Below are 22,199 nucleotides of genomic sequence, written 5' to 3' on the forward strand. Positions count from 1 at the left end.
AAACAAAGACTCAGCGGTTGAAACCGCGTCTACACAAACAAAGACTCGGCGGTTGAAACCGCGTCTACACAAACAAAACCCGCCTTCGCGGGTTGAAGAGTGTACGGTTTCAACCGCAGTCTCAAAATAACTAATGACTAATTACAAATCTGTCAGCAACCGGGCTTTGCGTAAAATAAATGTGAGGACTGTTTCTTGACCGGTGATAATATCGGCTCTGCCCTCCATTCCCGATTGAATTGAATACTGGCGGGGGACATTTGCCTGGGAATTTCCGAAGAATTGACCGCTGCTGGATTGGAGTTTTGTTAAATAAGTTTGTTCTGGCTTGATTGCAACTTCGTAATAAGATCCACCTGAATTATTGGCGGGATTTTGAGGGGCGATCGCATCTGGGGCGATCGCGCTGACTGTTCCTTTCAATGTGCCGTAGTCGGGGAAGGGTAAAGCGGAAATTCTGATCTGTACGGGTTGGCCGATTTGGATGCGGGCGATGTCTTGGGATGTGACTTTGGCTTTGACTACCAGGGGTACGTCGCTGGGGACGATTTGGGCGATCGCACTTCCGGCTTGTACGGTTTGACCGGTATTTTGTACTTCCAATTTGAGAATTGTACCATCAGCGGGGGCGCGGATCACGCTATTTTTGAGTTGTGACTCAACTTGATTTAGCTGTTTTTTAGCTTGAGTCAATTGTTGTTGGATGGTCGATCGCTTGACGAGCAAAACCCGCCGACTTCTACCCAGTTTCTCGGCAACATCCGGCAGCGATGCGGCGATTTTGACTAAAGCGGATTCGACTAATTCCTGTTCGGCGGAACTTCCGCTTTGGATGCTTTTAAGTTGCGCGCTGGCCAAAATTTGATTTTCTAAGTCGCGCAGTTGCTGGTTGATTTGCTGTGCTGCTGCTTGAGACTGATTAATGATTTCTTGGAATTGCTTGTTTCGATCGCCCAAACGCGAACCGTCTACAACTGCGATCGCATCTCCGGCTTTCACTGTCTGATTTTCGCTGACAGCAATGCTTTCGACGGTTCCTTCGGTGGCCGCTTCCACGACGCGCACTTCTCCGGCGGGACGGACGATCGCCTCTGCTTTGACTGTGGCGCTGTATTTGGTGACACTAGCCAGGGCGATCGCCCCGCCAAAGGTGGCCACCATCAAAATTCCCCCCAAACTTGTCCAACGGCTGACAGGGGGCAAAAACTGGTCGTTATTAAAGGTTTCAGCGGGTGTGGGTTCGGGAGTGAGAGACATGGTGGGTGCTGGGGGTGAGAGGAATAATTTTGAGCTTTGAGTTTTGAGTTGGGGGGAGGAGGATAGTTTTGAGTTTTGATACCAGTTCTAAAAAACAATGCAACTGTATACAAGCTCTAAATCCTTATAAAATCCGTTATTTTCAATGTTTTCATCTCTCATTTCAAATAGTAAAATGAAAAGGAAGAGAGCGATCGTTTATTTTTTTTGTCATATTTATTTTCCGTTTTCCGGATACCAAGGATAGGTTGAGAAGTCTAATACGGCTTACCAATCAAGCCCGAAGAAACTGGGTTTTTGATCGAGTCTGCGGGCTGCAACCAAAGATTTTCGTCAAAAAATCCGGTATCTGACAAGGAGTGCGTCCAGGACTATATAAATCAAAATTCACGGGGTCAAGGTCAAAATCCGCACAGCTTTGCTGTCCCCACCCGCAAATTTCCCCAAACATCAAGAATGGTGGACAAAGCGGGCAACATTCATGAAAATAGGACATTTCAGTAATGATTTTTGGCGCTGTTACCCGGTTTTTTGGGGAGATGTACGTAAGTAAGTACATAGGTATTAATAGGAGTTCCTCATGCCGGAAAATCAACAAAATTCATTCTTTACCGAGATCACCGAACGAGAATCGGCTACTGTCAGCGGTGGCAGCTCTACCAGCGGTGTCAGCATTAATAACAGCAACAGCGGGAGCGAAAACAGCAGCAATGACCTCAATATGCTGTTTTTCATGCCGCAGCCGAACCAGTTGTATCTGTACGATCCGAACCGATCGCGCCCTTACAAAACCCTAATAGTCTAGATAGGTGAGTCTGGTAGCGCGATCGAAAGAAATTTGGAAAATATCTCAGTAACATTCCGGAACTCGCACAGCACTTAAAGAACTATTAGTTAGTAATTACACGAGGCTATATAAAACTTATAAAACTTATAGTTCTCGTTCCATCTTGTCAAATTAAAAGGAGTCAAATCATGAAAGACACTAAGGAAAATTCACTGTTTGCTGAACTCACCCCTGAAGAATCAGCTAGCGTCAACGGCGGTTACTATTATGCCAATAATCGCTACGACGACTGTAACCGTGGGCGCCGCTACAGTTGGGTAGTGTACCGCCGGAATTGCGACGGTTCATACAGAAGAGTAGTCCGCTACGGCTACTCATAAAGTTTAGGGCTGTGAATTCAGCTCTCTAACTGTCGATCGAGAAAGCACCCATAATTTCATGGTGCTTTATTTAAGCGAGGCTGTAGAAATTTTAAATAATTTCTAGTTTCTGTTAAAAACTTTTAATCTTGAAAGGAGTCAAATCATGAAAGACACTAAGGAAAATTCACTGTTTGCTGAACTCACCCCTGAAGAATCAGCTAGCGTCAACGGCGGTTACTATTATGCCAATAATCGCTACAACGACTGTAACCGTGGAAGCCGCCGCAGTTGGGTAGTTTACCGCCGGAATTGCGACGGTTCCTTCAGAAGAGTAGTCCGCTACGGCTACTCATAAAGTTTAGGGCTGTGAATTCAGCTCTCTAACTCTTGATTGAAAAGCACCCATAACTTTATGGGTGCTTTTTGCTGATTGGGTAGTGGGTGAGGAGTAGTGTTCATTATGCTCTACTCATTATTCAATTGGCAAAATGTTAAAAAATATTCCTTTGATCGGCAAAATGCCATTATTCGGACAAGTAAACAGGTTTAAGAAATATCAGGTTGTTCTCCAGCAAAGCGAAGAAGATTGCGGGGCGGCTTGTTTGGCTTCTATCGCCAAATATTACGGACAGAATTTTACAATTAGCCGCTTGCGAGAATTTGCCGGTACCGGTCAAAAGGGAACGACTTTACTGGGTTTGAAACAGGGGGCTGAGGCGATCGGCTTTAATGCTCGATCCGTGCGAGCAGCCGCTGCTATTTTAGATAAAATTGATGAAGCACCTTTGCCGGCAATTATTCACTGGAGCGGGTATCATTGGGTTGTTTTGTACGGAAAACAGGGCAATAAATATGCGATCGCCGATCCGGCCATTGGTCTGCGCTATGTTTCTAAAGAAGAATTAGCAGCGGGTTGGACAGATTGGCTGTGCTTGCTAGTAGACCCAGATCCAGAGCGGTTTTTTGCAGAAGCAGACGGTCAACCGCCCGCCAATTCCTTACAAAAATGGATGCGCCGGGTTGGGATTTACCGCCACATTTTAATCGAAGCATTGTTGATGAATTTAGTGTTGGGTTTGCTGTCGATTTCGTCGCCTTTTTTAGTTCAACTGCTCACCGACGACATCCTGGTGCGGGGCGACACGCAACTTTTGGCAAGTGTGGCGATCGCAGTTATAATTATGAATTTTTTTAGCAGCAGTTTAGGATTAGTTGAGTCAAACTTAATTGCTCAATTTTCCCAGCGTTTAGAGTTAGGATTGGTGATGGAGTTTGGGCGCAAATTTCTGCGCTTGCCTTTGAGCTTTTACGAAACCAGACGCAGCGGCGAAATCGTCAGTAGATTACAAGATATCCAAGAAATAAATAAATTAGTTTCTCAAGTAGCTATCAGCTTGCCCAGTCAATTTTTTATAGCGGTAGTTTCTTTTATTTTTATGTTATTTTACAGCACGCAACTAACGTTGGCTGCAACAGCGATCGCTCTATTGATGACTGCATCTACAGTTGTGTTTCTGCCCGCACTGCAGCAAAAAACGCGGTCTCTATTTGTGCTGGAAGCAGAAACTCAAGGCGTTTTAGTCGAAACGTTTAAAGGTGCGTTGACTGTAAAAACTACTAGCAGCGCCCAGCAACTTTGGGAGGAATTTCAAAGCCGCTTCGGTCGCTTAGCAAATCTAACTTTCCGCACTACACAAATTGGCATCCTCAATAATATTTTTTCGGGTTTTATTGCTTCTGCTGGTGGCATTACTTTGCTGTGGTTGGGCAGCGGTTTGGTGATTGACAAGGTATTGAGTATCGGTCAGTTGCTGGCGTTTATTAGTATGAATCAAAACGTTACTACTTGGGTGACTTCTTTAGTCGGATTTAGTGATGAAATGACTCGCGTTAAGACAGCAACTCAACGGCTTTCAGAAGTGATTGATGCTGCGCCGGAAACTAAGAATGATAGTAATAAACCTGCGGTCACGATTCAAGGTCGCGATGAGATTGTTTGCAAGAATGTGAATTTTCACTACCCCGGTAGACTTGACTTGCTGGAAAATTTTTCTGTGACGTTTCCTGGGGGTCAAGCAATTGCTTTAATCGGCTATTCTGGCTGCGGAAAAAGTACACTTGCTAAGGTAATTGCTGGTTTGTATCCGCTGCAATCGGGTAATGTGAGAATTGGTGGCTACAATTTGCAAGATTTGTCTCTAGACAGTCTCAGACAGCAGGTGGTTTTAGTTCCTCAAGAAGCGCATTTTTGGAGCCGTTCGATTATAGATAATTTTCGTTTGGGGAGTCCAGATGCTAGCTTTGAACAGATTGTGAAAGTGTGTAAACTTGCGGGGGCTGATGAGTTTATCAGCCAATTACCTGATAAGTATCAAACTGTTTTAGGGGAGTTTGGAGCTAATATTTCTGGGGGACAAAGACAGAGATTGGCGATCGCCCGCGCCATTCTCAACAACCCGCCAGTATTGATTTTAGACGAATCTACCGCAGGGCTAGACCCCGCCAGCGAGGCGGAAGTTTTGGAAAATTTGCTGATGTACCGGCACGGGAAAACCACGATTTTTATCAGTCACAGGCCGCGAGTGATCGATCGCGCCGATTGGATTATCATGTTAGAACGCGGCAGGTTGAAAGTGCAAGGATCGGCGGCTAGATTGCGCTCTGTTCCCGGAGATCATTTAGAGTTTTTGCATCCTTAAACAAAATTGTAGGGTGCGTCAGTGGAAAATCAATACGGATAAGACGGCGGTTGAAACCGCGCCTACAGAAACGAAGTCCGCCTCCGCGGACTGAAGAGAATAAGGTAATTTTAACCGCAGACTCTTCATCTTCAACCCGCGGAGGCGGGTTTGGTTTGTATAGACGCGGTTAGAAACCGCCCAGTCTTTTGATCTTCAACCCGCGGAGGCGGGTTTGGTTTGTATAGACGCGGTTTCTAACCGCCCGGTCTTTTATCTCACCGCCCAATCTTCTTAGTTAATGAACCCGACAAACTAGGGGAATCGCCTCTTGATTGTCCAGCACCAAACCGTACTCCAAACCTTCAACAACCGCCTGACAAGAAGCATCCAAAATATTCGTAGAAACCCCTACAGTTGTCCACCGCTGCTGGCGGTTGCTCGATTCCAATAAAACGCGCGTTTTAGCAGAAGTACCCGCACCAGAGTCGAGAATTCGTACTTTGTAATCTGTCAGATAAAAATGTGCAATCGCCGGATAAAAATTCACCAAAGCTTTCCGTAAAGCCGAATCCAAAGCGGAAACCGGGCCGTTTCCTTCCGCGCATTCCAGAATATTTGTACCGTTGACTGACAATTTGACAGTTGCTAAAGCCGTACAATCTTCGCCAACCTTATCGCAGTGTACTTGAAATCCCTTAATTTCAAACCACCGCTGGCGCTGTGACAAAGCCTCCCGCATTAACAATTCAAAACTCGCCTCAGCGCCTTCAAATTGATATCCTTGACTTTCCAAAGCTTTTAATTTTTCCAGAATTTGGCGACAAGCAGGATTTTTGCGATCGAGTTCAATTCCAAAAGTGCGGGCCTTCGCCAAGACATTGCTCAAACCAGCTTGATCCGAAATCACAATTCGTCGTATATTACCAATTTTTTCGGGTTCCAAGTGTTCGTAAGTTAACGGATTTTTTTCAACAGCCGATACGTGAATGCCGCCTTTGTGAGCAAAAGCCGAAAGACCGACAAAAGGAGCGCGGTCATCGGGAGCAAGGTTGACAATTTCGCTGATCGATCGACTGGCTTGAGTTAATTTAACTAATTGCTCGTCTTTAATGCAATTATAACCCAATTTAAGCTGAAAATTAGGAATCAAAGAACACAAATCGGCATTGCCGCAGCGTTCGCCGTAACCGTTAATAGTTCCCTGCACCATCGTCACGCCTTCCTGCACAGCAGCTAAAGCATTAGCAACCGCAACTCCCGAGTCGTTGTGAGTGTGAATTCCTAAGTGTAAAAATGTTGTACTTTTTGTTGCTAAAAATGCTAAGACATCGCGAACTACTTGAGTTACTTCGTGGGGTAAAGTGCCGCCGTTAGTATCGCAAAGCACCAGCCATTCTGCACCGGCATCCGCCGCCGCTGCTAAAGTTTGAAGAGCATAATCGGGATTGTGTTTGTAGCCGTCAAACCAGTGTTCGGCATCGTAAATAACGCGCCTTCCCTGACTCCGCAAATATTCAACGGTATCTCGAATCATCGCCAAATTTTCATCTAGGGTCGTTTTCAAACCTTCAATAACGTGCAAATCCCACGATTTACCAAACAGCGTTACCCAACGAGTACCGGCCGACAAAATAGGCTGCAACATTTCATCATTAGCTGCGGTTTTTCCCGGCCGCCTAGTGGAACAAAAAGCTACAACTTCTGCTTGAGTTAGTGGCTCTTCTTTGAGCCGCCAAAAAAACTGTACGTCTTTAGGATTAGCTCCCGGCCAGCCGCCTTCTATAAAGGGAATTCCTAAACTGTCTAACTGACGGGCAATTCGCAGTTTGTCTTCGAGAGATAGAGACAGTCCCTCGCACTGAGCGCCGTCTCGCAGTGTGGTATCGTAGATCCAGAGCCGATTTGTCATGGGGAATTGGGATAGAGAATTTGGTAAGATATGACTTATTATATTAGATGAATTTATTTGAAATAAATGCGATAATATATAGGAAAATTAACATAAATCTAATTGGGGTAAATTGCTGTGGTTAAGGTACAAGCGCAAGGAAAAACATTTGAGTGCGATCGCGAATCGAATCTCCGTGAAGTTTTGCTCAAAAACGGCATCGATCTCTACAATGGTAACGCCAAAGTCATCAACTGCCACGGGCTAGGCACTTGCGGCACCTGCGCCGTCAGCATCGAGGGTGAAGTTTCCGAGCCCGAGTGGCGCGAAAAAGCCCGACTTTCGCTTCCTCCCCATTCTCCCGCATCGAACCGCCGTTTGTCCTGCCAAACTAAGGTTTTAGGCGATATTAAGGTGACAAAATATGATGGTTTTTGGGGCCAGGGCTCGGAAACTGTCTGGAAACCGCAAGCATAGATTTTTTGTGAAAAAAGGCCGATCGCCCGATCGGCTTGCAAGATAATATGTAAGACTTGCCCAAAAATTCTCAAGACATTTGCATTAGCAAAGTCATAAACAATCTTAAAAAGCATCTGCGTTTATCTGTGTTTATCTACTTTTGATCTGCGGTCAATAAAAAATACCAGAAGACCCAGAGGTAAAACCAGCCAGAAAGTCCACATAAAAGTCAATGAATTCATCTCAAGATATTCTGATTATTGGCGGCGGAATCATCGGCCTTTCGCTAGCAGTTGAACTGAAGTTGCGAGGGGCATCTGTCGCCGTTCTCACCACCAATTCTAAACAACCGACGGCGCGGGCTGCAGCCGGAATGCTCGCCCCCCAAGCCGAACGGATTCCCCCCAGTCCGATGCTGGATTTGTGCTTGCAAAGTCGCGCCCTGTATGCAGCCTGGGTGGAACGGCTAGAAGAGATGACTGGATTGAAAACGGGATATTGGCGATCGGGAATTCTCGCGCCTGTGTGTAAAAATGAGTTTCAAGAACAGCCATTTTTGTCAAACCTCAACTCTCAATGGTTGGACAGAGATGCTGTTCGCCAGCAGCAGTTAGGATTGGGTGAAGAAGTAATTGGTGGTTGGTGGTATCCTGACGATGCTCAAGTAGACAACCGCGCTTTATTTCGGACACTTCAGACTGCAACCAAAGAATTGCAAATTAATATTATTCAAGGCAGTGCAGGGCAAATTATTAGGCAGCAAGATCGAATTTTTGGTATTGAAACAACGGTAGGAAAATTGCAAGCTGACCGTTATGTTTTGGCGACTGGAGCTTGGTCTGAGCAGTTGTTAAATGTTCCTATTTTTCCCAGAAAGGGGCAAATGCTGTCGGTATGCGTCCCAGAAAATTGTGGAATCATTCAGCCGCTGCAAACAGTTTTATTCGGCACCGGCATTTATATTGTGCCGCGTCAAGATGGGAGAATTATTATTGGTGCAACTAGCGAAAATGTGGATTTTACTTCGGGAAATACTGCGGCGGGAATCCAAAGCTTGCTAGCAGGAGCTATGCAGTTATATCCAGAATTACAAAATTATCCAATTCTGGAGTTATGGTGGGGATTTCGGCCTGCTACGACTGATGAGTTGCCGATTTTGGGTGCGAGTGCTTGGGAGAATTTGACGCTGGCGACGGGGCATTATCGCAACGGTATTTTGTTGGCTCCGGTGACGGCTAAATTGTTAGCTGATTTGATGTTGGAACAAAAGTTAGATCCGTTATTGTCTGCTTTTAATTATTCTAGATTTGCATTTTCCTGATTTATCAAGTCGGTTCGCAGGAACCGAATGCTGCAAACTTAATTTCTGTCAGCCGTTGTAAGTGTGTAATATCAAATTCGGTTGTATCAGAATGATAACTAATAGGTGGTAAGATCGAATGAACCGCGAAGACGCTAAAAACGCGAAGTCAGAGAAATCAGAAGATGTACGTCTTTCTTACGCGCTATAAGAGTCTTCGCGGTTTAATCGTTCCGATGCTACCAAATTTGATATAAAACCATTTTTTAGTAAGTCGTGAATTAGTTCAATTCCGGTTTTTTGGGTAGGTTCAATTCCCTGCATTTAAGCGCAGCCAAATCGTAAGCATTTTGGTAATCTTTACCGCCTAACATGACATCGCCGTAATATTCATAGGGTTGATTTCCGTAAACCGGTAGCGGGTCATCTTCTGGATAATCTTCTTTTGATTCATCTAAAATTGCTTTGAGCTTCTTAACGCTCCATCGCTGGGCTGGGAAGTAATGAATGTCTTGAGCGCTGAAGCCGAGATGCGGAAAAGTTGGGTCAACAATTCGCTCGTTGAGTTCAATCCAGCTATACTCGATGGGTTTGTAAGGTGATCCGGGTGCAGCTAAAAATCCTTGGACGTAGACTGCGCCTTCGGTGGTTAATGCTGCTTTGGAAGCGTTATCAAAGCAGTTTTTGCGGTTGCTTTTGATGCGAGTGGCGATTTCAATAGAAAGCGTCTCATCTAATAGTTCGGTCATAATCCCTTGTAGTTACGTGCGACTAAATTGTAGCAAGTCAGAGCTCCGAACACAAAGAACGATCGCGAGCATCTCGGTTTTGCAAAAAGCATTTTTTTATTGAGCGTGCGAGCTTAAGAGCTAGCGTATTGTACAACTCGCGAGCTCTTAAGCTCGCACAAATTCAAAACTGAGATCGCCCGCATCACCCTCCCAACGGATAAAAAGATGGGACTCGCTGAATGTTTGAGAGTGCGATCGAGTTACAGCTTGGCCCCTAAACAGTAGCGATTTGTGGCGCTGGTGGCACGTTTCACAGTTTTTTATGCAAACAAGTCATAATTGTGATAACCTGATGGATGTGCAAAAATCGGTTCCAACCAAAAGCAACCGTTGGAAGAAACGGGGAAAGTCCGGCGTAAATCCGGCGCTGTCCCGCAACTGTGATGAGATTATAGAGTCTCTTAGTCAGAAGGCCCGCCGATCGCAAACCTGTTCTTTTTCGTCTACGAGGCATAGATGATGGTTTATTCAGCTTTCTCAAAATTGATCTATTATGGCGATCGATCTATTGACTTAGAACGATATTGATTAGATTTCGCTTATTTCTGATAGATTTTAGTCGGTAATAGTTTCTGCGTGACTGTGAATAATAGGCGATCGTCCATCGCTAACTATTTCCGTGTAGTCTGTCGTTACTCTACGGTAAAATCATCATACTTTGTAACTGTTTGAACTCAGTCTCAGTATATTTTTGCTGTCAATTTTCACAAATTTAATCATTGAAGTAAGTGGAGTTATGACGATTCTAGCTGAGACATTGAGATATCATTGGATTGGTAAAAACCTGGAAGTTAAGAAAGCCCTCGAAGCATTTGCGAGTGGGAAATTAGAGACAGATGCTTTATTTTCGACTGTTCCCTCGCTGAAAAATCTGGTGAAATATGCTAAAGTGCTGGGGAATCAAACCAATGCGAGTTGAAGATAACAAGCGACAAGGTAGCTTTGGTTATTGGCAGAATCAGTTCATCCACCAAAATATGCTGACAATTGGATACACAGCTTGGAATGGATTTTTAACCGTTGGTCGAGGTATGGCGGTTTGTGATGTAAGTCTGCCCGTCAATACACCTGTGAATTGGCAGGTTGATACAATTCCGCATTACTTGCAATTCATCACTGAATTATCAGTAACAGATTATCTACGACGACTCGAATTAGAGCCATCCGCCATTTCAAATTTGCTTCAAATCATTGCCACCTACAATCCCACCCAAGAAATTATTATCCTGCTAACAGGTGACGGTCAAATAGAAATCGATTTGCTGCAACGGTTGGCGATTCCTCCGGTTGATTGTTATGACCAAGTACGTCAGTGTTGGGCTGAATTTCAACTGTACAATACAAGCCAAATGAGAAGACAATGAACTCAATATTGTCAGCAGCTTTATTAAGCATGGGTTAAAATAAAACTGCCATTAACTTATTTTTACAAGGGCAAAATACCCCATTCTAATTCTCTGTTCAGCACTTATCCACACTAGAAACATACTGAATGAAAAGCGCGATCAAAAAGTCGGATTTTGTGCTATCTCCTTACATGAAGAGCAACAATTTCAAAGCTACTTGGCAAATCTTCAATACAGTAATTCCCTATACATTCTTATGGTTTTTAGCATTTAAAGCTGCTGCAATTTCTGTATGGCTTCTACCACCGATAATCGTGTTAATGACACTTTTTTCTGGCCGTTGTTTTTCTTTGATGCACGACTGCGGGCACTATTCTCTGTTTAGTTCCAAAAAAGTCAATCGCACCGTGGGTTTTCTGCTAGGTATCATCAATGCGATTCCTCAGTACCCCTGGTCGAGGGGACACGCTTATCACCACAAACACAATGGTAATTGGGATATGTACCGAGGCCCTTCGGCGTTGATATCCACCGAACAATTTGCGGCGCTAAGTCCATTTCGTCAAAAGATTTATCAGTTACTCAGACATCCATTGATGCTGTTTCCTGGTGGTTTCTTCTATCTAATTATTAAGCCCAGATTAGCGCTGATATTGGGGATTAGTGGTTTTATAGGACATATGTTTGCTTGTCTAAATAGAGATTTTGGTATGGGTTTATCTGCAATCATTGCTTCTTATAAATCTAAACATTGGTATACCACGGCTGAATTTTGGGATTTACTATTCAACAATATTTGTGTTGTTGGTAGCTGGATTTATCTCAGCAACTTACTTGGGGTTGGCTTTTTCTGGAGTGTTTACTCAATTGTCATGACCTGTTCGGCAGCGATATTTATCTGTATTTTCTTTGTCCAGCATAATTTTGAGGGTTCCTATGCTCATAAAACAGAGGGTTGGGACTACCTTATGGGTGCAATTGAAGGCAGTAGTTACCTAAAATTACCAACTATTCTCAACTGGTTTTCGGCTGATATTGCTTACCACAATATTCATCATCTGTCTGAGCGTATCCCCAATTACAATCTTCGGGCGTGTCACAATGCTAATATTCACCTGCTTGGTAATTCCAGAATTCTGACAATTCGGGAGATACCTGATTGTTTCAAGTTCATTCTTTGGGATGCTGATTCCGATAGTCTGCAATCGATCGCATTATTTAAACAAGAAAATCTCTTCAGCCCTGTAGCTAATTAAAATCGGATCGCATTGAATTTGGGTGCTGGTTTATTGCCCAAATCCTAGGATTAGCGGTGCAGCTAGTGAGATCAATTGCAACTGGGACTTTCCTAATTAATTAGGTGAGTTCCCGCTATTGTAAGGTGCGTCAGCCTCTCGAAATTTTTGGGATAATTTTCAAAAATACAGGAGATTGACGCACCTTACAATAATTTGAATATGAGTTAGCTCATAGACAGATTTGGGAGAATCTGGCAAGCTGAGGGTAAGCTTAAATAGGAGTTCAAGTCAATGACCGATACTACTCTCAATTTTAAGACTGCGCCGGGCCATGTAGTGCTGGCTGCGGCTGGTAAGACAATGCTGAGGCCGGGGGGAAAAGCTGCTACAGAAATGTTATTAGAATTGGCGGATTTTAAGCCTGGGGATACTGTTTTGGAGTTGGCGGCGAGTTTTGGATATAGCTCGATCGCCCTTGCAGAACGTTTTGGTGTAAAAGTAGTGGGAGTTGAAAAAAATCCCGACAGTGTGGCGCGGGCCCGTGCTAACGTTGCAGCAGCGGGTTTGAGCGATCGAGTGGAAATTATCGAAGGAGATATTTTGCACTTGGATCGGATTACCCAAGAGTTTGATTGGGTGTTGGCTGAAGCTATCCTGACGATGCAGTCGCCGTCGGGGAAAGCAAAGATTTTATCAGGAATTGGCGATCGGCTAAAACCGGGTGGCAAGTTTTTGTCTCACGAACTTTTAGCCAAAAACCGAGAATCAGAAATTCACAAAGCTTTATCGGAAGTGATTCGAGTTAATTCAACACCTTTGTCTGAGTCAGGCTGGATTGCTCTTTGTCAAAACGCGGGTTTGCAAGTAGAAAAGTATCAAACCGGGGGGATGGGACTTCTCAACTTGCGGCGAATGCTTAATGACGAAGGCTTTGTGGGTACTGTGCGGATTGTGTGGAATGTTTTAAGCCGATCGCAAATTCGCGATCGCATCTTAGCAATGCGTCGAGTTTTCCAGAAGTACCAACAGGATTTAGGCTACATCATCATCTGTGCTCAAAAACAATCTTAACGGAGTAAAAAGTTATGACTGCTACCATTTTACCGCTACAATCTTCATCAATCCAACTGAGAGACACAATCGAATATCCCGCCACCGGAGTGCTGAATAAAATTTTAGTCAAAGACAATAATTGTCAGCATACTTTACTTTGTTTGGCAGCAGGTTCGGACATTTCAGAACACCATTCAGCGCGAAATGCTACAATAAATGTAGTGGCAGGAAAAGGAGTTTTGACCCTCGAAGGTAAGGATATAGTTTTGGAACCGGGAGTATTTGTATTCATGCCTGCACGAGCGCCCCACGCTTTGAAAGCTGAAGAAAATCTAGCGTTTGTTTTGACATTTTCGGAGGGCAAATAAGACCGGGCGAATGGAATTCGTGAGAATAAGACCGGGCGAATGGAATTCGCGGCTACACAAACAAAACCCTAAAATAGCGGACTGAGAATAAGACCAGGCGAATGGAATTCGCGGCTACACAAACAAAACCCGGATGGTGCGCGGGTTGAAGAATTATCTCAGAAAATAAGACCAGGCGAATGGAATTCGCGGCTACACAAACAAAACCCGGATGGTGCGCGGGTTGAAGAATGAGTGGTTAAAATAAAATTATCTAATTTTCAGTCTGCGGAGGCAGACATCGTTTGTGTAGACGCGGTTTCAACCGCCGTATTATCTATTTCATCTCCAGAGGCAATATCCTCTAATTTCTGCCAATCCAAAACAGTAATTTTACCGCCTCGACTGTAGGATACAAACGGCTTAAGTTTCTTAAACAACCGCACGCATTCTTCATAGGTAATGCCAATGCTGCGAGCAATTTGATAGTAGGGCAAACGTTTTTTTAAACATACACTATTATCTACAATCTTCGTATTTTGCTCGACGCTAAAGTAATGAATGAATCGGGCCAGCCGCACGATCGCCCTTTCCGACACCAAACCGTGCACAGTCTCGTGTAGTTGCTGCAACCGCTGGTTAAAAACCGCCAAGATTCGCAAAGCAATCTCAGGATTTTGCCGAATTGCTGCTAGCAAAAATTCCCGTTCTGTGGTAAGAACTTGCACATCAGTTTCAGCAGTCACCGTTGCCGGCGCAATCCCGTTACCCAGCAAAGCAGGTGCAGCAAAAATATCTCCCTGAAATAAAGTGCGGAGAATAGTTTCTTTGCCCGCCACCGCTGTTTTTGTCACCCGCAGAGAACCGCTCAAAAGCGTGTATAATTTTTCGGGGATGCGATCGCCCTCATACATCACAACTTCTCCCTGTTGGTAAGTCCGAATTGCTGTATGTTCTTGCAATTGCTCTAAATCAGTTCGGTTTAAGCTGGCAAATATCCCAATTTCGGCCAGTTGCTCGACAGTTGCTTTCATACATTTAACTTTAGGCGATCGGAGTCCATTCAGAGTATAATAACGGTGAATTCAGAATATATCCAGACAAGCAAAGCCATCTACGAAAATGCAGAACCCGAATATCAGCGATATTATTTTGATGAGGTAGCTGGCGGATTTGTCCTCATCCACCAACAACACAATCTTAATAATTCGGAAATCTTTGTTGCTGAAGTTTTGGCTAAAATAGGGATGAGAGTTAAAATGTTGAGCGAGCAAGCAGCAGAGGGTGTGAGAACGCCAGATGCTGAGATAGACGGTCAGATTTGCGAATTTAAGGAGTTGACAGAACAGACCCAAAACATCAGAGACAGAGTGCAAGAAGGCATCAGTAGAGCAAAAAAGCAAGGTGCAGCAACCGTTATTTTTCACATCAACCGAGAAAATTACGATGTCTGGAAAATCAACGCTGGCATCAAACAAGCTCTGTTTTGGGATACCGAAAAGCAAATTCAAAAAATATTTTTTGTTGTTAACAGCGAACAGATTCAAATCATTACAAGGGAAGAGTGGAAAAATGGAAGATCATTTCAGCGAATTTAAAGAGACTGTAGGGCGGGGATTGCAGAACAATATGCCGCGAGATGCTAAATTAATTACTTTAGGGCAAATTATATCTGCTGTTACCCACGACGATCTAACTATTGAAGAAGCTTGGCAGCTTGAAGAAATGATGGGCGGCAGAAAAAACTGGGAAGAGGCACTTGAGTACAGCATTTTTGGCTATCCCGTAGATACAGCAACTCCATCTTTTGATAAACCTCTGGTGATTGCTGGCAAAACTTTTCATTCTCGCTTGATGACGGGGACTGGAAAATATCGCAGCATTGCCGAAATGCAGCAAAGTGTCAATGCTAGCAGGTGCGAAATTGTGACTGTAGCCGTGCGGCGGGTGCAGACAAATGCTCCCGGTCATGAAGGATTGGCAGAGGCTCTGGATTGGACTAAAATTTGGATGCTGCCCAATACTGCTGGTTGCCAAACTGCAGATGAGGCGATTAGAGTGGCTCGTTTGGGCAGGGAAATGGCGAAGCTTTTGGGACAGGAAGATAATAATTTTGTCAAGTTAGAAGTGATTCCCGATGCTAAATATTTGCTGCCAGATCCGATCGGCACTTTGGAAGCAGCAGAAAAATTAGTCAAAGAAGGTTTTGCCGTTTTGCCTTACATCAATGCCGATCCGCTACTAGCAAAACGCCTCGAAGAAGTCGGTTGTGCGACTGTGATGCCTTTAGCTTCGCCCATCGGTTCCGGGCAAGGGATCAATAATGCCGCCAACATTCAAATCATTATTGACACGGTAAAAGTTCCTGTGGTAGTGGATGCGGGGATCGGAACCCCCAGCGAAGCTGCTAGAGCAATGGAAATGGGCGCTGACGCACTGCTGATTAATTCGGCGATCGCCAATGCCCAAAATTCTCCAGCAATGGCAAAAGCAATGGGAATGGCGGCAGAAGCCGGACGGATCGCCTACTTAGCAGGAAGAATGCCAGTCAAAGATTACGCGATCGCCTCTTCCCCCCAAACAGGTACTGTCACCTCAAAATAAATTCCCGAATTTTCCAGGGCGCTTTTTTGGTACAGTTGTAAACATCAAAAATATTAAGGATTGTGACTGATGCCTTACATCAAAGATGACGATGGACGCCTGAACAACTTTGCTAAAGAGCCGAAGGTGTATGAAGCCGTACCTCCCAACAAAAATCAGCAACGCAACTACATCATCATGGGTATTGCAGCAGCTATGTTAGTGGCCGGTTTGGTGTTTGTGGCGGCCTCAGTCTGAAAACTGCCCTGACACTCAAAGCTGCTTCAAATCACAATTTAAAATAATTCTTCAGCAAACCATGTTTTCCAACCAAGGTCAACATGGTTTTTGTGTTTCAATACAAAGCAGGTAGTTGTGACAATCCTGAAGCGTACCGAGCGAGCTCGAAAGCTAAATAAGACAAACAGAAATTTGGGTTTTTACTCTCTGCTGTCGGCTTCAGGGACTTGGGTTGCAATTAATCAGACGAGTTCGTCACAAACATAAAATTGTCAATTGAAAATCTACAATCCTTTGGTCATCATCGGTGCGATTGACTGCCTTCGGGGCTTAGTTGCGAGTTATGAGCGATCGAGTTTTTAACTCTCAACTCTAAAATCCAAAATCTACAATCTAAAATCCAAAATCTAAAATCTAAAATCTAAAATCTAAAATCGGCTGACCGTGATGTCTATTCCTTCCCAAAAAGTTTCTAGCTCGAACAAGCAGATATACCAACGCTTGAAACAGGCGATCGACCTCAACTTACGCCGTCAAATTTTTATTGCCGCCTGCGACGACTTGTGCTTGCGGGACTGTCTGGCAGCTCGCTTGCAGGCAGAATTAACCGCAGAAAGCGCAGGCTCCAATCCTCGCTCCCCGATCGACTATCCCCGATTTGTCAGTTTGGAACTCGACTTGAACGATCCCAATCCTTGGGGCTCGCTAGCCGCGTGGCTGACCAAACACCCACCGCCCCAAAATATGGGCATCTACAGCCCTTTGCCGGGATTTCAAATTCTGGGGGCAGAACACCTGACCAGGCATTCAGCAGCCGTCCAGTGGTCGTTCCTGAGCTATTTGAGGGACATCGAAGCACACCTGCAAATGTGCGAGTCTACTTTGTTGCTGTGGGTGTCGCGCCCCTGGCTGAGTTCGATCGAGCAATCGGCCCCGGAATTTTGGCAGTGGCGAACCGGAGTATTTGAGTTTGAAGGCGAACCGACTCCAGCCAAGCAAGACTTCGGCCGCTCCGAGGACTTCGGGAACTCCGAAAACTTGGGCAACTTGCGGGACAACGGAGACTCCGGCGACCAACTTTTAAGATCGCCAGAGTCCGAACAATCCTCAATTCCCGATTCCGCATCATTCCCAGCGCCAGATGCTAAATCTATCGAACTGGCAGATTTGGTGCTAGCGACGGCCTCGGAGGATGAGTTGGAAGCAGAGGGTGATGCCGCATCGGAGGACAATTTTCTGCCGCTGCAAACCTTGCAATACATCGAATTGCTGCAAGAACATCAGTGCTGTTCCGAAGCCTTGGCTTTGGCTTATCACAGTTTGGGGAATTACTACCGCGATCGGATTCTGGGCGGAGAGTCTTCGCCACAAAACTTGACAATCGCCATTCGCGCGATCGAGCAAGTGATTGCATACCTCGAACTCGACGCGAGCTCGCAGCAAAATCAACCACCAACTGAGGAATGCGCGCGGCTGATCTCCCAATTGACACAAAATTTAACTCAATACGCCGAGGAGTCCAACAGCTTACCGCCGATGGACGATTTGATCAACGATCTGGGCACTTTTTACTGGATGCTGTCGCGCGATCGCACCGACGGTGTGGAAGTCCCCGATCCCGTATCCTGCCTCGAACGCAGCATCGCCCTCTACATTGAAGGTTTGAACCGCACAGATGCCGAGAGCGCACCTCAAACCCGCGTCAGATTGAACAAAAATTTGGGCATCGCCTTAGCAGATTTAGCCCGCTATCAAGACAAGACGCAGAACTTGCAGCAAGCAGTTGCAGCTTACCAACAAGCGCTGCTGGATCTAGACCCCGCGACGGAGCCCCAGCAGTGCGCTGCGGCTCAGAATAATTTGGCGACAGCATACTGGCATTTAGCCCAAGATGGTGAACCCATCGTCTATCTCAAAAGCGCGATCGCAGCTTACACCCAAGCCCTCTCCTGCTACAGTCCAGAACGAGAACCCCTCAACTATGCCGGAGTCCAAAACAACCTCGGTACCGCCTGCTGGAACCTCGCCCAGCACGAACCCTCAGAACTTTTATTAGTCAGGGCGATTGAGGCCTACCGCGAAGCCTTGAAATACCGCACCCGAGAATTGGTACCAGCCGCCGCAGCCGCCACCTACAACAATCTCGCTACGGCTTACTGGCATTTGGCGAACCAGTTCCAGCAGAAACAAGCCCGCATCGACTCATTGCAGCAGGCGATTACCGCCTACGAAGCCGCCTTGGATATCGCCCGAAAACTCGATCGAGCCCAACTCACCTTTGACACTCTTGCCGCCCGCAACAATCTCGGACTAGCCCACTATCAACTAGCCACAGCCCCAGATTTGGCCCTAAACAAAGCCGCACAAACCAGCCATTTAGATGCAGCACTGCACCACCTGTTGCAAGTGTGCGCCGAATGGGGACAGCATCTTAACGACAAAGGGTTAATATATGGAGATAAACTCAACCTGCAACCCCCAGCCAATTCCCAAGCCGCTGATGATTGCCGGCAAACAGCATTAAGCTATATTGTTAAAACGATTCGAGCTTTCTATAGCGAATGTGGGCTTGCCGGCCAAAATTTAGCCTTATCCAAAGTTCCCGGAGATTTATTGCCAGAAATTTTGCGTAGGTTATAAATACGGCTATAACTCTTAAAAGCTCAATTTTTTCTAGATTTGTATCCAGTTTTCTATTATTATGGCTGAATATTCTTACCTAATTCTTCAATTAAAGTTGTGGTCATGGCCCCTGTAAAAATCCTTGTGGTTGATGACGACCCAGCAATCCGAAATTTAATTCACCGTTTTTTAAGCCAGCAAGGTTATCAAGTTGAATCTGGCGAGGACGGTCAGACAGGTCTGGAATTATTTGAGCAACTCAATCCTGACTTAGTAGTTCTAGATGTAAATTTACCCGATACTACTGGCTACAAACTGTGTCAAGAAATGCAAAGACGGACGGGCGTGTTTGTGTTGATGCTGACTGCCCGAAACGATGAAGCTGACAAAATGAAAGGGTTTGCCGAAGGTGCTGACGACTACATTACTAAACCTTTTAGTCTTGTGGAGATAGGAGCTCGCGTTGAAGCAATTTTGAGGCGCAAACGCACAGTTACTGTCACTGAGCAACAAAGTCTTACCTTTGGGGAGCTACTAATAGATCCAGTCCGCCGCGAAGTGATTCTCAACAATCAAATAGTGGCTTTGACTGCTTTAGAATTCGACTTGCTGTACTGTTTGGCCAGCAAACCCGGTCGCGTGTGGAGGCGAGCGGAATTGCTGCAAGAAGTGTGGCACTACGAATATGTAGGAGCCGAGCGCGTGGTGGATGTCCATATCGGTCAAATTCGCCGCAAAATTGAGCCAGATACCAATCAAATTTCGATGATTCAAACTGTCCGGCGGGTGGGTTACAAGTTTGAACCCACAACCTAACAACATTCGGCACAAAGCTCTAGGGGCGGGTTCACGAGTTCTAATTCCGCTGGTGTTCGATCGATCTACTCGTTATAAAAACGGTTCGTAGTGCGGACTCGCATTCCGCACGCACGAACTAATCTGATTGCTGCAAATACTCGCCCACTTCTTGCGCCCGCTCAAAACCCCTGCGGACGCAATCTCCCAAAGCCACGCCTCCAAGGTAGTTGCTGCACAAATACAGCCCCGGCAAAGATTTTAAACCCTTGCAGATTAGCGAATCGGGAATCGGGAATCGGGAATCGGTAAGCTGTCCCGCATTTCTCAAGCATTTTTCTCGAAGGTTGTCGATTAAACTCTCCCCGTCTCCCCGTCCCCCCATCTTCCCATCTTTACCCTCCGAGCGACTTATCCGAATAACATAGCCGAAGCAAGCCGAATCGAGCCCTCTCTCCTTCACGAAGACGGAGTTACATTATTGCTGTGCAAGTCTTGAGGGGACTGAAACAGAGTTTCGAGATAAACTCTCGCAGCTTGGCGATAACTGCGCGAAGCTTCCGGTGTACCGCTATCGGCATTCTGCAACAAAAACAGCGACAGAGACGCCGAGAATACTCTGTCTAGATCCCATTCGGGGTGAGTTTCCAGATAAATTTTGAGAGAATCGTGCAGCGTTTCGGGAATTTCGGCAAAAATACTGACTGTCGGGTTCATCATTTTTTTAGTCTCGCTAATAAATTGAAAATAGAACCCCCCTTTCGGCTGGATACAGGTGCAGACACAGCCGAAATTAGAGCGCTTTTTTTTAGGTCGGTCGCATCATTGTGCGTATCAGGAGGCGGGTTTGTCAATGTTGCGAAATATTACAAACTCCTTTATGTAAAAAAAATATTTACCAATAAATAAGCCTTTCAGGGCTTTTTTTGTTACATATCTTTATGTGTGGGAAGTTTTCTGAGGGATTTGGCGGCAGGTTAACAAAATCCCCAATTCCGCAGCAAGATCCGACCGTGCCGTTAATTTCTGTGGAAAACTTTTTCAAATCTGTGGAAAACCTCGGACTTGCCTGTGGAAACGCTGTGGAATGTTGAGGGAAAAGTCTGGGAAAAAATAAGAATTGCAAAGGGGATTAATTATTCATCGGTCATCGGTCATGGGTCATCGGTCATTGGTGTTTTCTTCCCGAAGGCCTTGGGGCATCTGGGGCTTGATAAAAAGCATTGTCTTGTTGTAGTTAGAGGTAGCTCTTGCGTGTTTTATAGCAAAACACCAATTCTCCCACTCACCGACAAAAAATTATAATTATTCAGGTTTTTCTGATGTTTTACTAGAGCACAACATTGATTTCCAAAGATAGGGACACCGACCTGCGAATTTAAATTGAATATCGGTGTATCCTTCCTTGGTCAATAATTTGGTGAGGGTTTCTACTGAAAAGAATTTAATGTGACCGTTATCCCAAAGTACGGTAAAATGTTTGTCTAGTTTGCCTGTCACAGCTAAGGCTAGGTTTTTTAAATAGCCGTGATAGGGTGTGGAAAGAATTAGCCTTCCTCCGGGTTTGAGGCATTTTTTGGCATTTTTTGCCAGTTCTTTTGGATAAAGTAAGTGTTCGATTACTTCAACGGCTAAGACAATATCGAATGAGTGCAGCATATCGGTATCGGGGAGTTCGTAAATATCGGCTTGGATAAACTGACAGTCGGGGAAACTTTGACTGGAGATGGCAATTCCGGGTGCAGAAGTGTCAACGCCGACAACTTCGCAGCCGTGCTGTGCGATGACGTGACTGAGGCTGCCATTGCCGCAGCCGAGATCCAAAACTCGGAGTTTTGTCTGGCTGGCTTCCTGAAGTGTCGCCAGCATTTCTAGAAGGGGAGATATCAAATAAGCGTGATGATATCTGGGACGGTTGTTTGTGTAATAATACGTATAGTTGCTAGAGTTTTTTTTCATCAATTAAGTTATGGATACTATTGCCGAGATTGCAAATTTACCGGGCGCGGGTGTACTGTTTGGGTAAATGTTCGCCACCTGCTGGTTGTGAGAGTCGATCGGCAACTCGATCGTCTCATTCTTTTTGTTTGACAGGTGGATTGTTGTCACCGGCTCGATCGGATGTGCCAAAAAAAATTCACAGGGTGCAGAATCTCGAATCCCCGATTCGAGGCCGATCCCATCTCTGCTCCGGGAGCCCGTCGCCAGATGGCATTCGGAAACAAAAAGTGCGATCGATCCAGAATTCTCTCCATACACTAGCCGGAAACAAAACTTTTGGCCTATTAACTTCGGCCTGGCGAGCAGATCCGTGGGATTCTACCTTCAACCAACAGCGCTCTGTCAGCGATCGCGCTTTTTCTCGCCTGAAAGATTTTGCCTGGGCGATCAGGTGCAAGTCGATCGGAAAATTCAAGAGGGAAGTGTGACTGAAATCACAGGCATCTGCC

Annotated in this window: 25 protein-coding genes and 1 riboswitch; of the genes, 18 read left to right on the forward strand and 7 right to left on the reverse strand. The window is 45.3% G+C overall.

All coding sequences use genetic code 11. The annotated features are described in order from the left end of the window. Positions 1-141: 141 nt before the first annotated feature. The gene (locus QUB13_RS21345; RefSeq protein ID WP_333384478.1) at positions 142-1,257 is read right to left on the reverse strand and encodes an HlyD family secretion protein; all 1,116 of its coding nucleotides are present in this window, start codon (positions 1,255-1,257) and stop codon (positions 142-144) included. 580 nt (positions 1,258-1,837) lie between these two features. Between QUB13_RS21345 and QUB13_RS21350 the strand changes: the two genes are divergently transcribed. From QUB13_RS21350 to QUB13_RS21365, 4 genes are all read left to right on the forward strand, one after another. Next, positions 1,838-2,062, forward strand: a complete 225-nt coding sequence (locus QUB13_RS21350) for a secretion protein HlyD (protein ID WP_333384479.1) — start codon at positions 1,838-1,840, stop codon at positions 2,060-2,062. Positions 2,063-2,232: 170 nt separating this feature from the next. After that, complete coding sequence (locus QUB13_RS21355) at positions 2,233-2,424, forward strand: hypothetical protein (protein ID WP_333384482.1); 192 nt, start codon at positions 2,233-2,235, stop codon at positions 2,422-2,424. Positions 2,425-2,569: 145 nt separating this feature from the next. Further along, positions 2,570-2,761 carry a hypothetical protein gene (locus QUB13_RS21360; RefSeq protein WP_333384489.1) on the forward strand — a complete coding sequence of 64 codons (192 nt, stop codon included), beginning with the start codon at positions 2,570-2,572 and terminating at the stop codon, positions 2,759-2,761. A gap of 133 nt (positions 2,762-2,894) precedes the next feature. Next, the gene (locus QUB13_RS21365; protein ID WP_333384490.1) at positions 2,895-5,105 is read left to right on the forward strand and encodes a peptidase domain-containing ABC transporter; all 2,211 of its coding nucleotides are present in this window, start codon (positions 2,895-2,897) and stop codon (positions 5,103-5,105) included. A gap of 277 nt (positions 5,106-5,382) precedes the next feature. Here the strand turns inward: QUB13_RS21365 and cimA are convergent, their stop codons facing one another. Then, entirely contained in the window at positions 5,383-6,996 is a 1,614-nt protein-coding gene (gene cimA / locus QUB13_RS21370; protein WP_333384491.1) for a citramalate synthase, read from the reverse strand. A gap of 117 nt (positions 6,997-7,113) precedes the next feature. Here cimA and QUB13_RS21375 point away from each other — a divergent pair, with 117 nt between their 5' ends. Then, positions 7,114-7,452, forward strand: a complete 339-nt coding sequence (locus QUB13_RS21375) for a 2Fe-2S iron-sulfur cluster-binding protein (RefSeq protein WP_194066975.1) — start codon at positions 7,114-7,116, stop codon at positions 7,450-7,452. A 214-nt stretch (positions 7,453-7,666) separates the two neighbouring features. Beyond that, positions 7,667-8,755: a glycine oxidase ThiO gene (gene thiO / locus QUB13_RS21380; RefSeq protein ID WP_333118858.1), complete on the forward strand. Its 1,089-nt coding sequence runs from the start codon at positions 7,667-7,669 to the stop codon at positions 8,753-8,755. Positions 8,756-9,015: 260 nt separating this feature from the next. Here thiO and QUB13_RS21385 read toward each other — a convergent pair whose 3' ends face one another. Continuing rightward, on the reverse strand, positions 9,016-9,483 hold the full coding sequence (locus tag QUB13_RS21385; protein WP_194011988.1) for a hypothetical protein: 468 nt from the start codon (positions 9,481-9,483) through the stop codon (positions 9,016-9,018). 333 nt (positions 9,484-9,816) lie between these two features. Continuing rightward, a riboswitch (cobalamin riboswitch) is annotated at positions 9,817-9,961 on the forward strand. A gap of 300 nt (positions 9,962-10,261) precedes the next feature. Here QUB13_RS21385 and QUB13_RS21390 point away from each other — a divergent pair. The 5 genes from QUB13_RS21390 to QUB13_RS21410 all read left to right on the forward strand — a co-directional run bounded on the left by QUB13_RS21390 (position 10,262) and on the right by QUB13_RS21410 (position 13,530). Beyond that, positions 10,262-10,444: a hypothetical protein gene (locus tag QUB13_RS21390; RefSeq protein WP_333384493.1), complete on the forward strand. Its 183-nt coding sequence runs from the start codon at positions 10,262-10,264 to the stop codon at positions 10,442-10,444. After that, a complete protein-coding gene (locus QUB13_RS21395) occupies positions 10,434-10,889 on the forward strand; it encodes a hypothetical protein (protein WP_333384498.1) in 456 nt (151 codons plus the stop codon). Before QUB13_RS21390 ends, QUB13_RS21395 begins: the two co-directional genes overlap by 11 nt. A gap of 128 nt (positions 10,890-11,017) precedes the next feature. Then, positions 11,018-12,127, forward strand: a complete 1,110-nt coding sequence (locus QUB13_RS21400; protein WP_333384500.1) for a fatty acid desaturase — start codon at positions 11,018-11,020, stop codon at positions 12,125-12,127. A 273-nt stretch (positions 12,128-12,400) separates the two neighbouring features. Then, positions 12,401-13,180, forward strand: coding sequence for an SAM-dependent methyltransferase (locus tag QUB13_RS21405; RefSeq protein WP_333384501.1), 780 nt, complete (start codon positions 12,401-12,403; stop codon positions 13,178-13,180). 14 nt (positions 13,181-13,194) lie between these two features. After that, the gene (locus QUB13_RS21410) at positions 13,195-13,530 is read left to right on the forward strand and encodes a cupin domain-containing protein (protein WP_333384503.1); all 336 of its coding nucleotides are present in this window, start codon (positions 13,195-13,197) and stop codon (positions 13,528-13,530) included. A gap of 260 nt (positions 13,531-13,790) precedes the next feature. On the opposite strand, the gene QUB13_RS21415 is transcribed toward QUB13_RS21410, so the two are convergent. Continuing rightward, the gene (locus tag QUB13_RS21415; RefSeq protein WP_333384506.1) at positions 13,791-14,543 is read right to left on the reverse strand and encodes a Crp/Fnr family transcriptional regulator; all 753 of its coding nucleotides are present in this window, start codon (positions 14,541-14,543) and stop codon (positions 13,791-13,793) included. A gap of 45 nt (positions 14,544-14,588) precedes the next feature. Here QUB13_RS21415 and QUB13_RS21420 point away from each other — a divergent pair, with 45 nt between their 5' ends. From QUB13_RS21420 to QUB13_RS21440, 5 genes are all read left to right on the forward strand, one after another. After that, the gene (locus QUB13_RS21420; protein ID WP_333384508.1) at positions 14,589-15,107 is read left to right on the forward strand and encodes a hypothetical protein; all 519 of its coding nucleotides are present in this window, start codon (positions 14,589-14,591) and stop codon (positions 15,105-15,107) included. Beyond that, the gene (locus tag QUB13_RS21425; RefSeq protein WP_333384510.1) at positions 15,082-16,113 is read left to right on the forward strand and encodes a thiazole synthase; all 1,032 of its coding nucleotides are present in this window, start codon (positions 15,082-15,084) and stop codon (positions 16,111-16,113) included. Before QUB13_RS21420 ends, QUB13_RS21425 begins: the two co-directional genes overlap by 26 nt. 69 nt (positions 16,114-16,182) lie before the next feature. Beyond that, complete coding sequence (gene psb34 / locus QUB13_RS21430; protein ID WP_015177107.1) at positions 16,183-16,350, forward strand: photosystem II assembly protein Psb34; 168 nt, start codon at positions 16,183-16,185, stop codon at positions 16,348-16,350. Between the two features lie 429 nt (positions 16,351-16,779). Then, positions 16,780-18,972, forward strand: a complete 2,193-nt coding sequence (locus tag QUB13_RS21435) for a tetratricopeptide repeat protein (protein WP_333384513.1) — start codon at positions 16,780-16,782, stop codon at positions 18,970-18,972. Between the two features lie 105 nt (positions 18,973-19,077). Further along, positions 19,078-19,770, forward strand: coding sequence for a response regulator transcription factor (locus QUB13_RS21440; RefSeq protein ID WP_333093320.1), 693 nt, complete (start codon positions 19,078-19,080; stop codon positions 19,768-19,770). Positions 19,771-19,888: 118 nt separating this feature from the next. Here QUB13_RS21440 and QUB13_RS21445 read toward each other — a convergent pair whose 3' ends face one another. Both QUB13_RS21445 and QUB13_RS21450 read right to left on the reverse strand, forming a co-directional pair. Further along, a complete protein-coding gene (locus QUB13_RS21445; protein WP_333384516.1) occupies positions 19,889-20,212 on the reverse strand; it encodes a hypothetical protein in 324 nt (107 codons plus the stop codon). Next, complete coding sequence (locus tag QUB13_RS21450) at positions 20,209-20,466, reverse strand: DUF2811 domain-containing protein (RefSeq protein WP_194012004.1); 258 nt, start codon at positions 20,464-20,466, stop codon at positions 20,209-20,211. The genes QUB13_RS21445 and QUB13_RS21450 overlap by 4 nt, the downstream gene beginning before the upstream one ends. A 354-nt stretch (positions 20,467-20,820) precedes the next feature. Between QUB13_RS21450 and QUB13_RS21455 the strand changes: the two genes are divergently transcribed. Then, positions 20,821-21,054, forward strand: a complete 234-nt coding sequence (locus QUB13_RS21455; RefSeq protein ID WP_333384519.1) for a hypothetical protein — start codon at positions 20,821-20,823, stop codon at positions 21,052-21,054. Here the strand turns inward: QUB13_RS21455 and QUB13_RS21460 are convergent, their stop codons facing one another. Beyond that, positions 21,055-21,708: a class I SAM-dependent methyltransferase gene (locus QUB13_RS21460; protein WP_333384522.1), complete on the reverse strand. Its 654-nt coding sequence runs from the start codon at positions 21,706-21,708 to the stop codon at positions 21,055-21,057. Positions 21,709-21,728: 20 nt separating this feature from the next. Between QUB13_RS21460 and QUB13_RS21465 the strand changes: the two genes are divergently transcribed. Beyond that, positions 21,729-22,178: a hypothetical protein gene (locus QUB13_RS21465; RefSeq protein ID WP_333384525.1), complete on the forward strand. Its 450-nt coding sequence runs from the start codon at positions 21,729-21,731 to the stop codon at positions 22,176-22,178. The last annotated feature ends 21 nt before the right edge of the window (positions 22,179-22,199 follow it).

This window comes from Microcoleus sp. B4-D4 (genome assembly GCF_036705185.1).
GTDB lineage: Bacteria > Cyanobacteriota > Cyanobacteriia > Cyanobacteriales > Microcoleaceae > Microcoleus.

Excerpts from the sequence above, each read along its gene's own strand:
- QUB13_RS21405 (WP_333384501.1), top strand. The coding sequence starts at position 12,401 with ATGACCGATACTACTCTCAATTTTAAGACTGCGCCGGGCCATGTAGTG.
- QUB13_RS21410 (WP_333384503.1), top strand. The coding sequence starts at position 13,195 with ATGACTGCTACCATTTTACCGCTACAATCTTCATCAATCCAACTGAGA.
- cimA (WP_333384491.1), bottom strand. The coding sequence starts at position 6,996 with ATGACAAATCGGCTCTGGATCTACGATACCACACTGCGAGACGGCGCT.
- QUB13_RS21400 (WP_333384500.1), top strand. The coding sequence starts at position 11,018 with ATGAAAAGCGCGATCAAAAAGTCGGATTTTGTGCTATCTCCTTACATG.
- QUB13_RS21360 (WP_333384489.1), top strand. The coding sequence starts at position 2,570 with ATGAAAGACACTAAGGAAAATTCACTGTTTGCTGAACTCACCCCTGAA.
- QUB13_RS21345 (WP_333384478.1), bottom strand. The coding sequence starts at position 1,257 with ATGTCTCTCACTCCCGAACCCACACCCGCTGAAACCTTTAATAACGAC.
- QUB13_RS21435 (WP_333384513.1), top strand. The coding sequence starts at position 16,780 with ATGTCTATTCCTTCCCAAAAAGTTTCTAGCTCGAACAAGCAGATATAC.
- QUB13_RS21450 (WP_194012004.1), bottom strand. The coding sequence starts at position 20,466 with ATGAACCCGACAGTCAGTATTTTTGCCGAAATTCCCGAAACGCTGCAC.
- QUB13_RS21415 (WP_333384506.1), bottom strand. The coding sequence starts at position 14,543 with ATGAAAGCAACTGTCGAGCAACTGGCCGAAATTGGGATATTTGCCAGC.
- QUB13_RS21395 (WP_333384498.1), top strand. The coding sequence starts at position 10,434 with ATGCGAGTTGAAGATAACAAGCGACAAGGTAGCTTTGGTTATTGGCAG.
- psb34 (WP_015177107.1), top strand. The coding sequence starts at position 16,183 with ATGCCTTACATCAAAGATGACGATGGACGCCTGAACAACTTTGCTAAA.
- QUB13_RS21350 (WP_333384479.1), top strand. The coding sequence starts at position 1,838 with ATGCCGGAAAATCAACAAAATTCATTCTTTACCGAGATCACCGAACGA.
- QUB13_RS21385 (WP_194011988.1), bottom strand. The coding sequence starts at position 9,483 with ATGACCGAACTATTAGATGAGACGCTTTCTATTGAAATCGCCACTCGC.
- QUB13_RS21365 (WP_333384490.1), top strand. The coding sequence starts at position 2,895 with ATGTTAAAAAATATTCCTTTGATCGGCAAAATGCCATTATTCGGACAA.
- QUB13_RS21390 (WP_333384493.1), top strand. The coding sequence starts at position 10,262 with ATGACGATTCTAGCTGAGACATTGAGATATCATTGGATTGGTAAAAAC.
- QUB13_RS21425 (WP_333384510.1), top strand. The coding sequence starts at position 15,082 with ATGGAAGATCATTTCAGCGAATTTAAAGAGACTGTAGGGCGGGGATTG.
- QUB13_RS21355 (WP_333384482.1), top strand. The coding sequence starts at position 2,233 with ATGAAAGACACTAAGGAAAATTCACTGTTTGCTGAACTCACCCCTGAA.
- thiO (WP_333118858.1), top strand. The coding sequence starts at position 7,667 with ATGAATTCATCTCAAGATATTCTGATTATTGGCGGCGGAATCATCGGC.
- QUB13_RS21460 (WP_333384522.1), bottom strand. The coding sequence starts at position 21,708 with ATGAAAAAAAACTCTAGCAACTATACGTATTATTACACAAACAACCGT.
- QUB13_RS21440 (WP_333093320.1), top strand. The coding sequence starts at position 19,078 with ATGGCCCCTGTAAAAATCCTTGTGGTTGATGACGACCCAGCAATCCGA.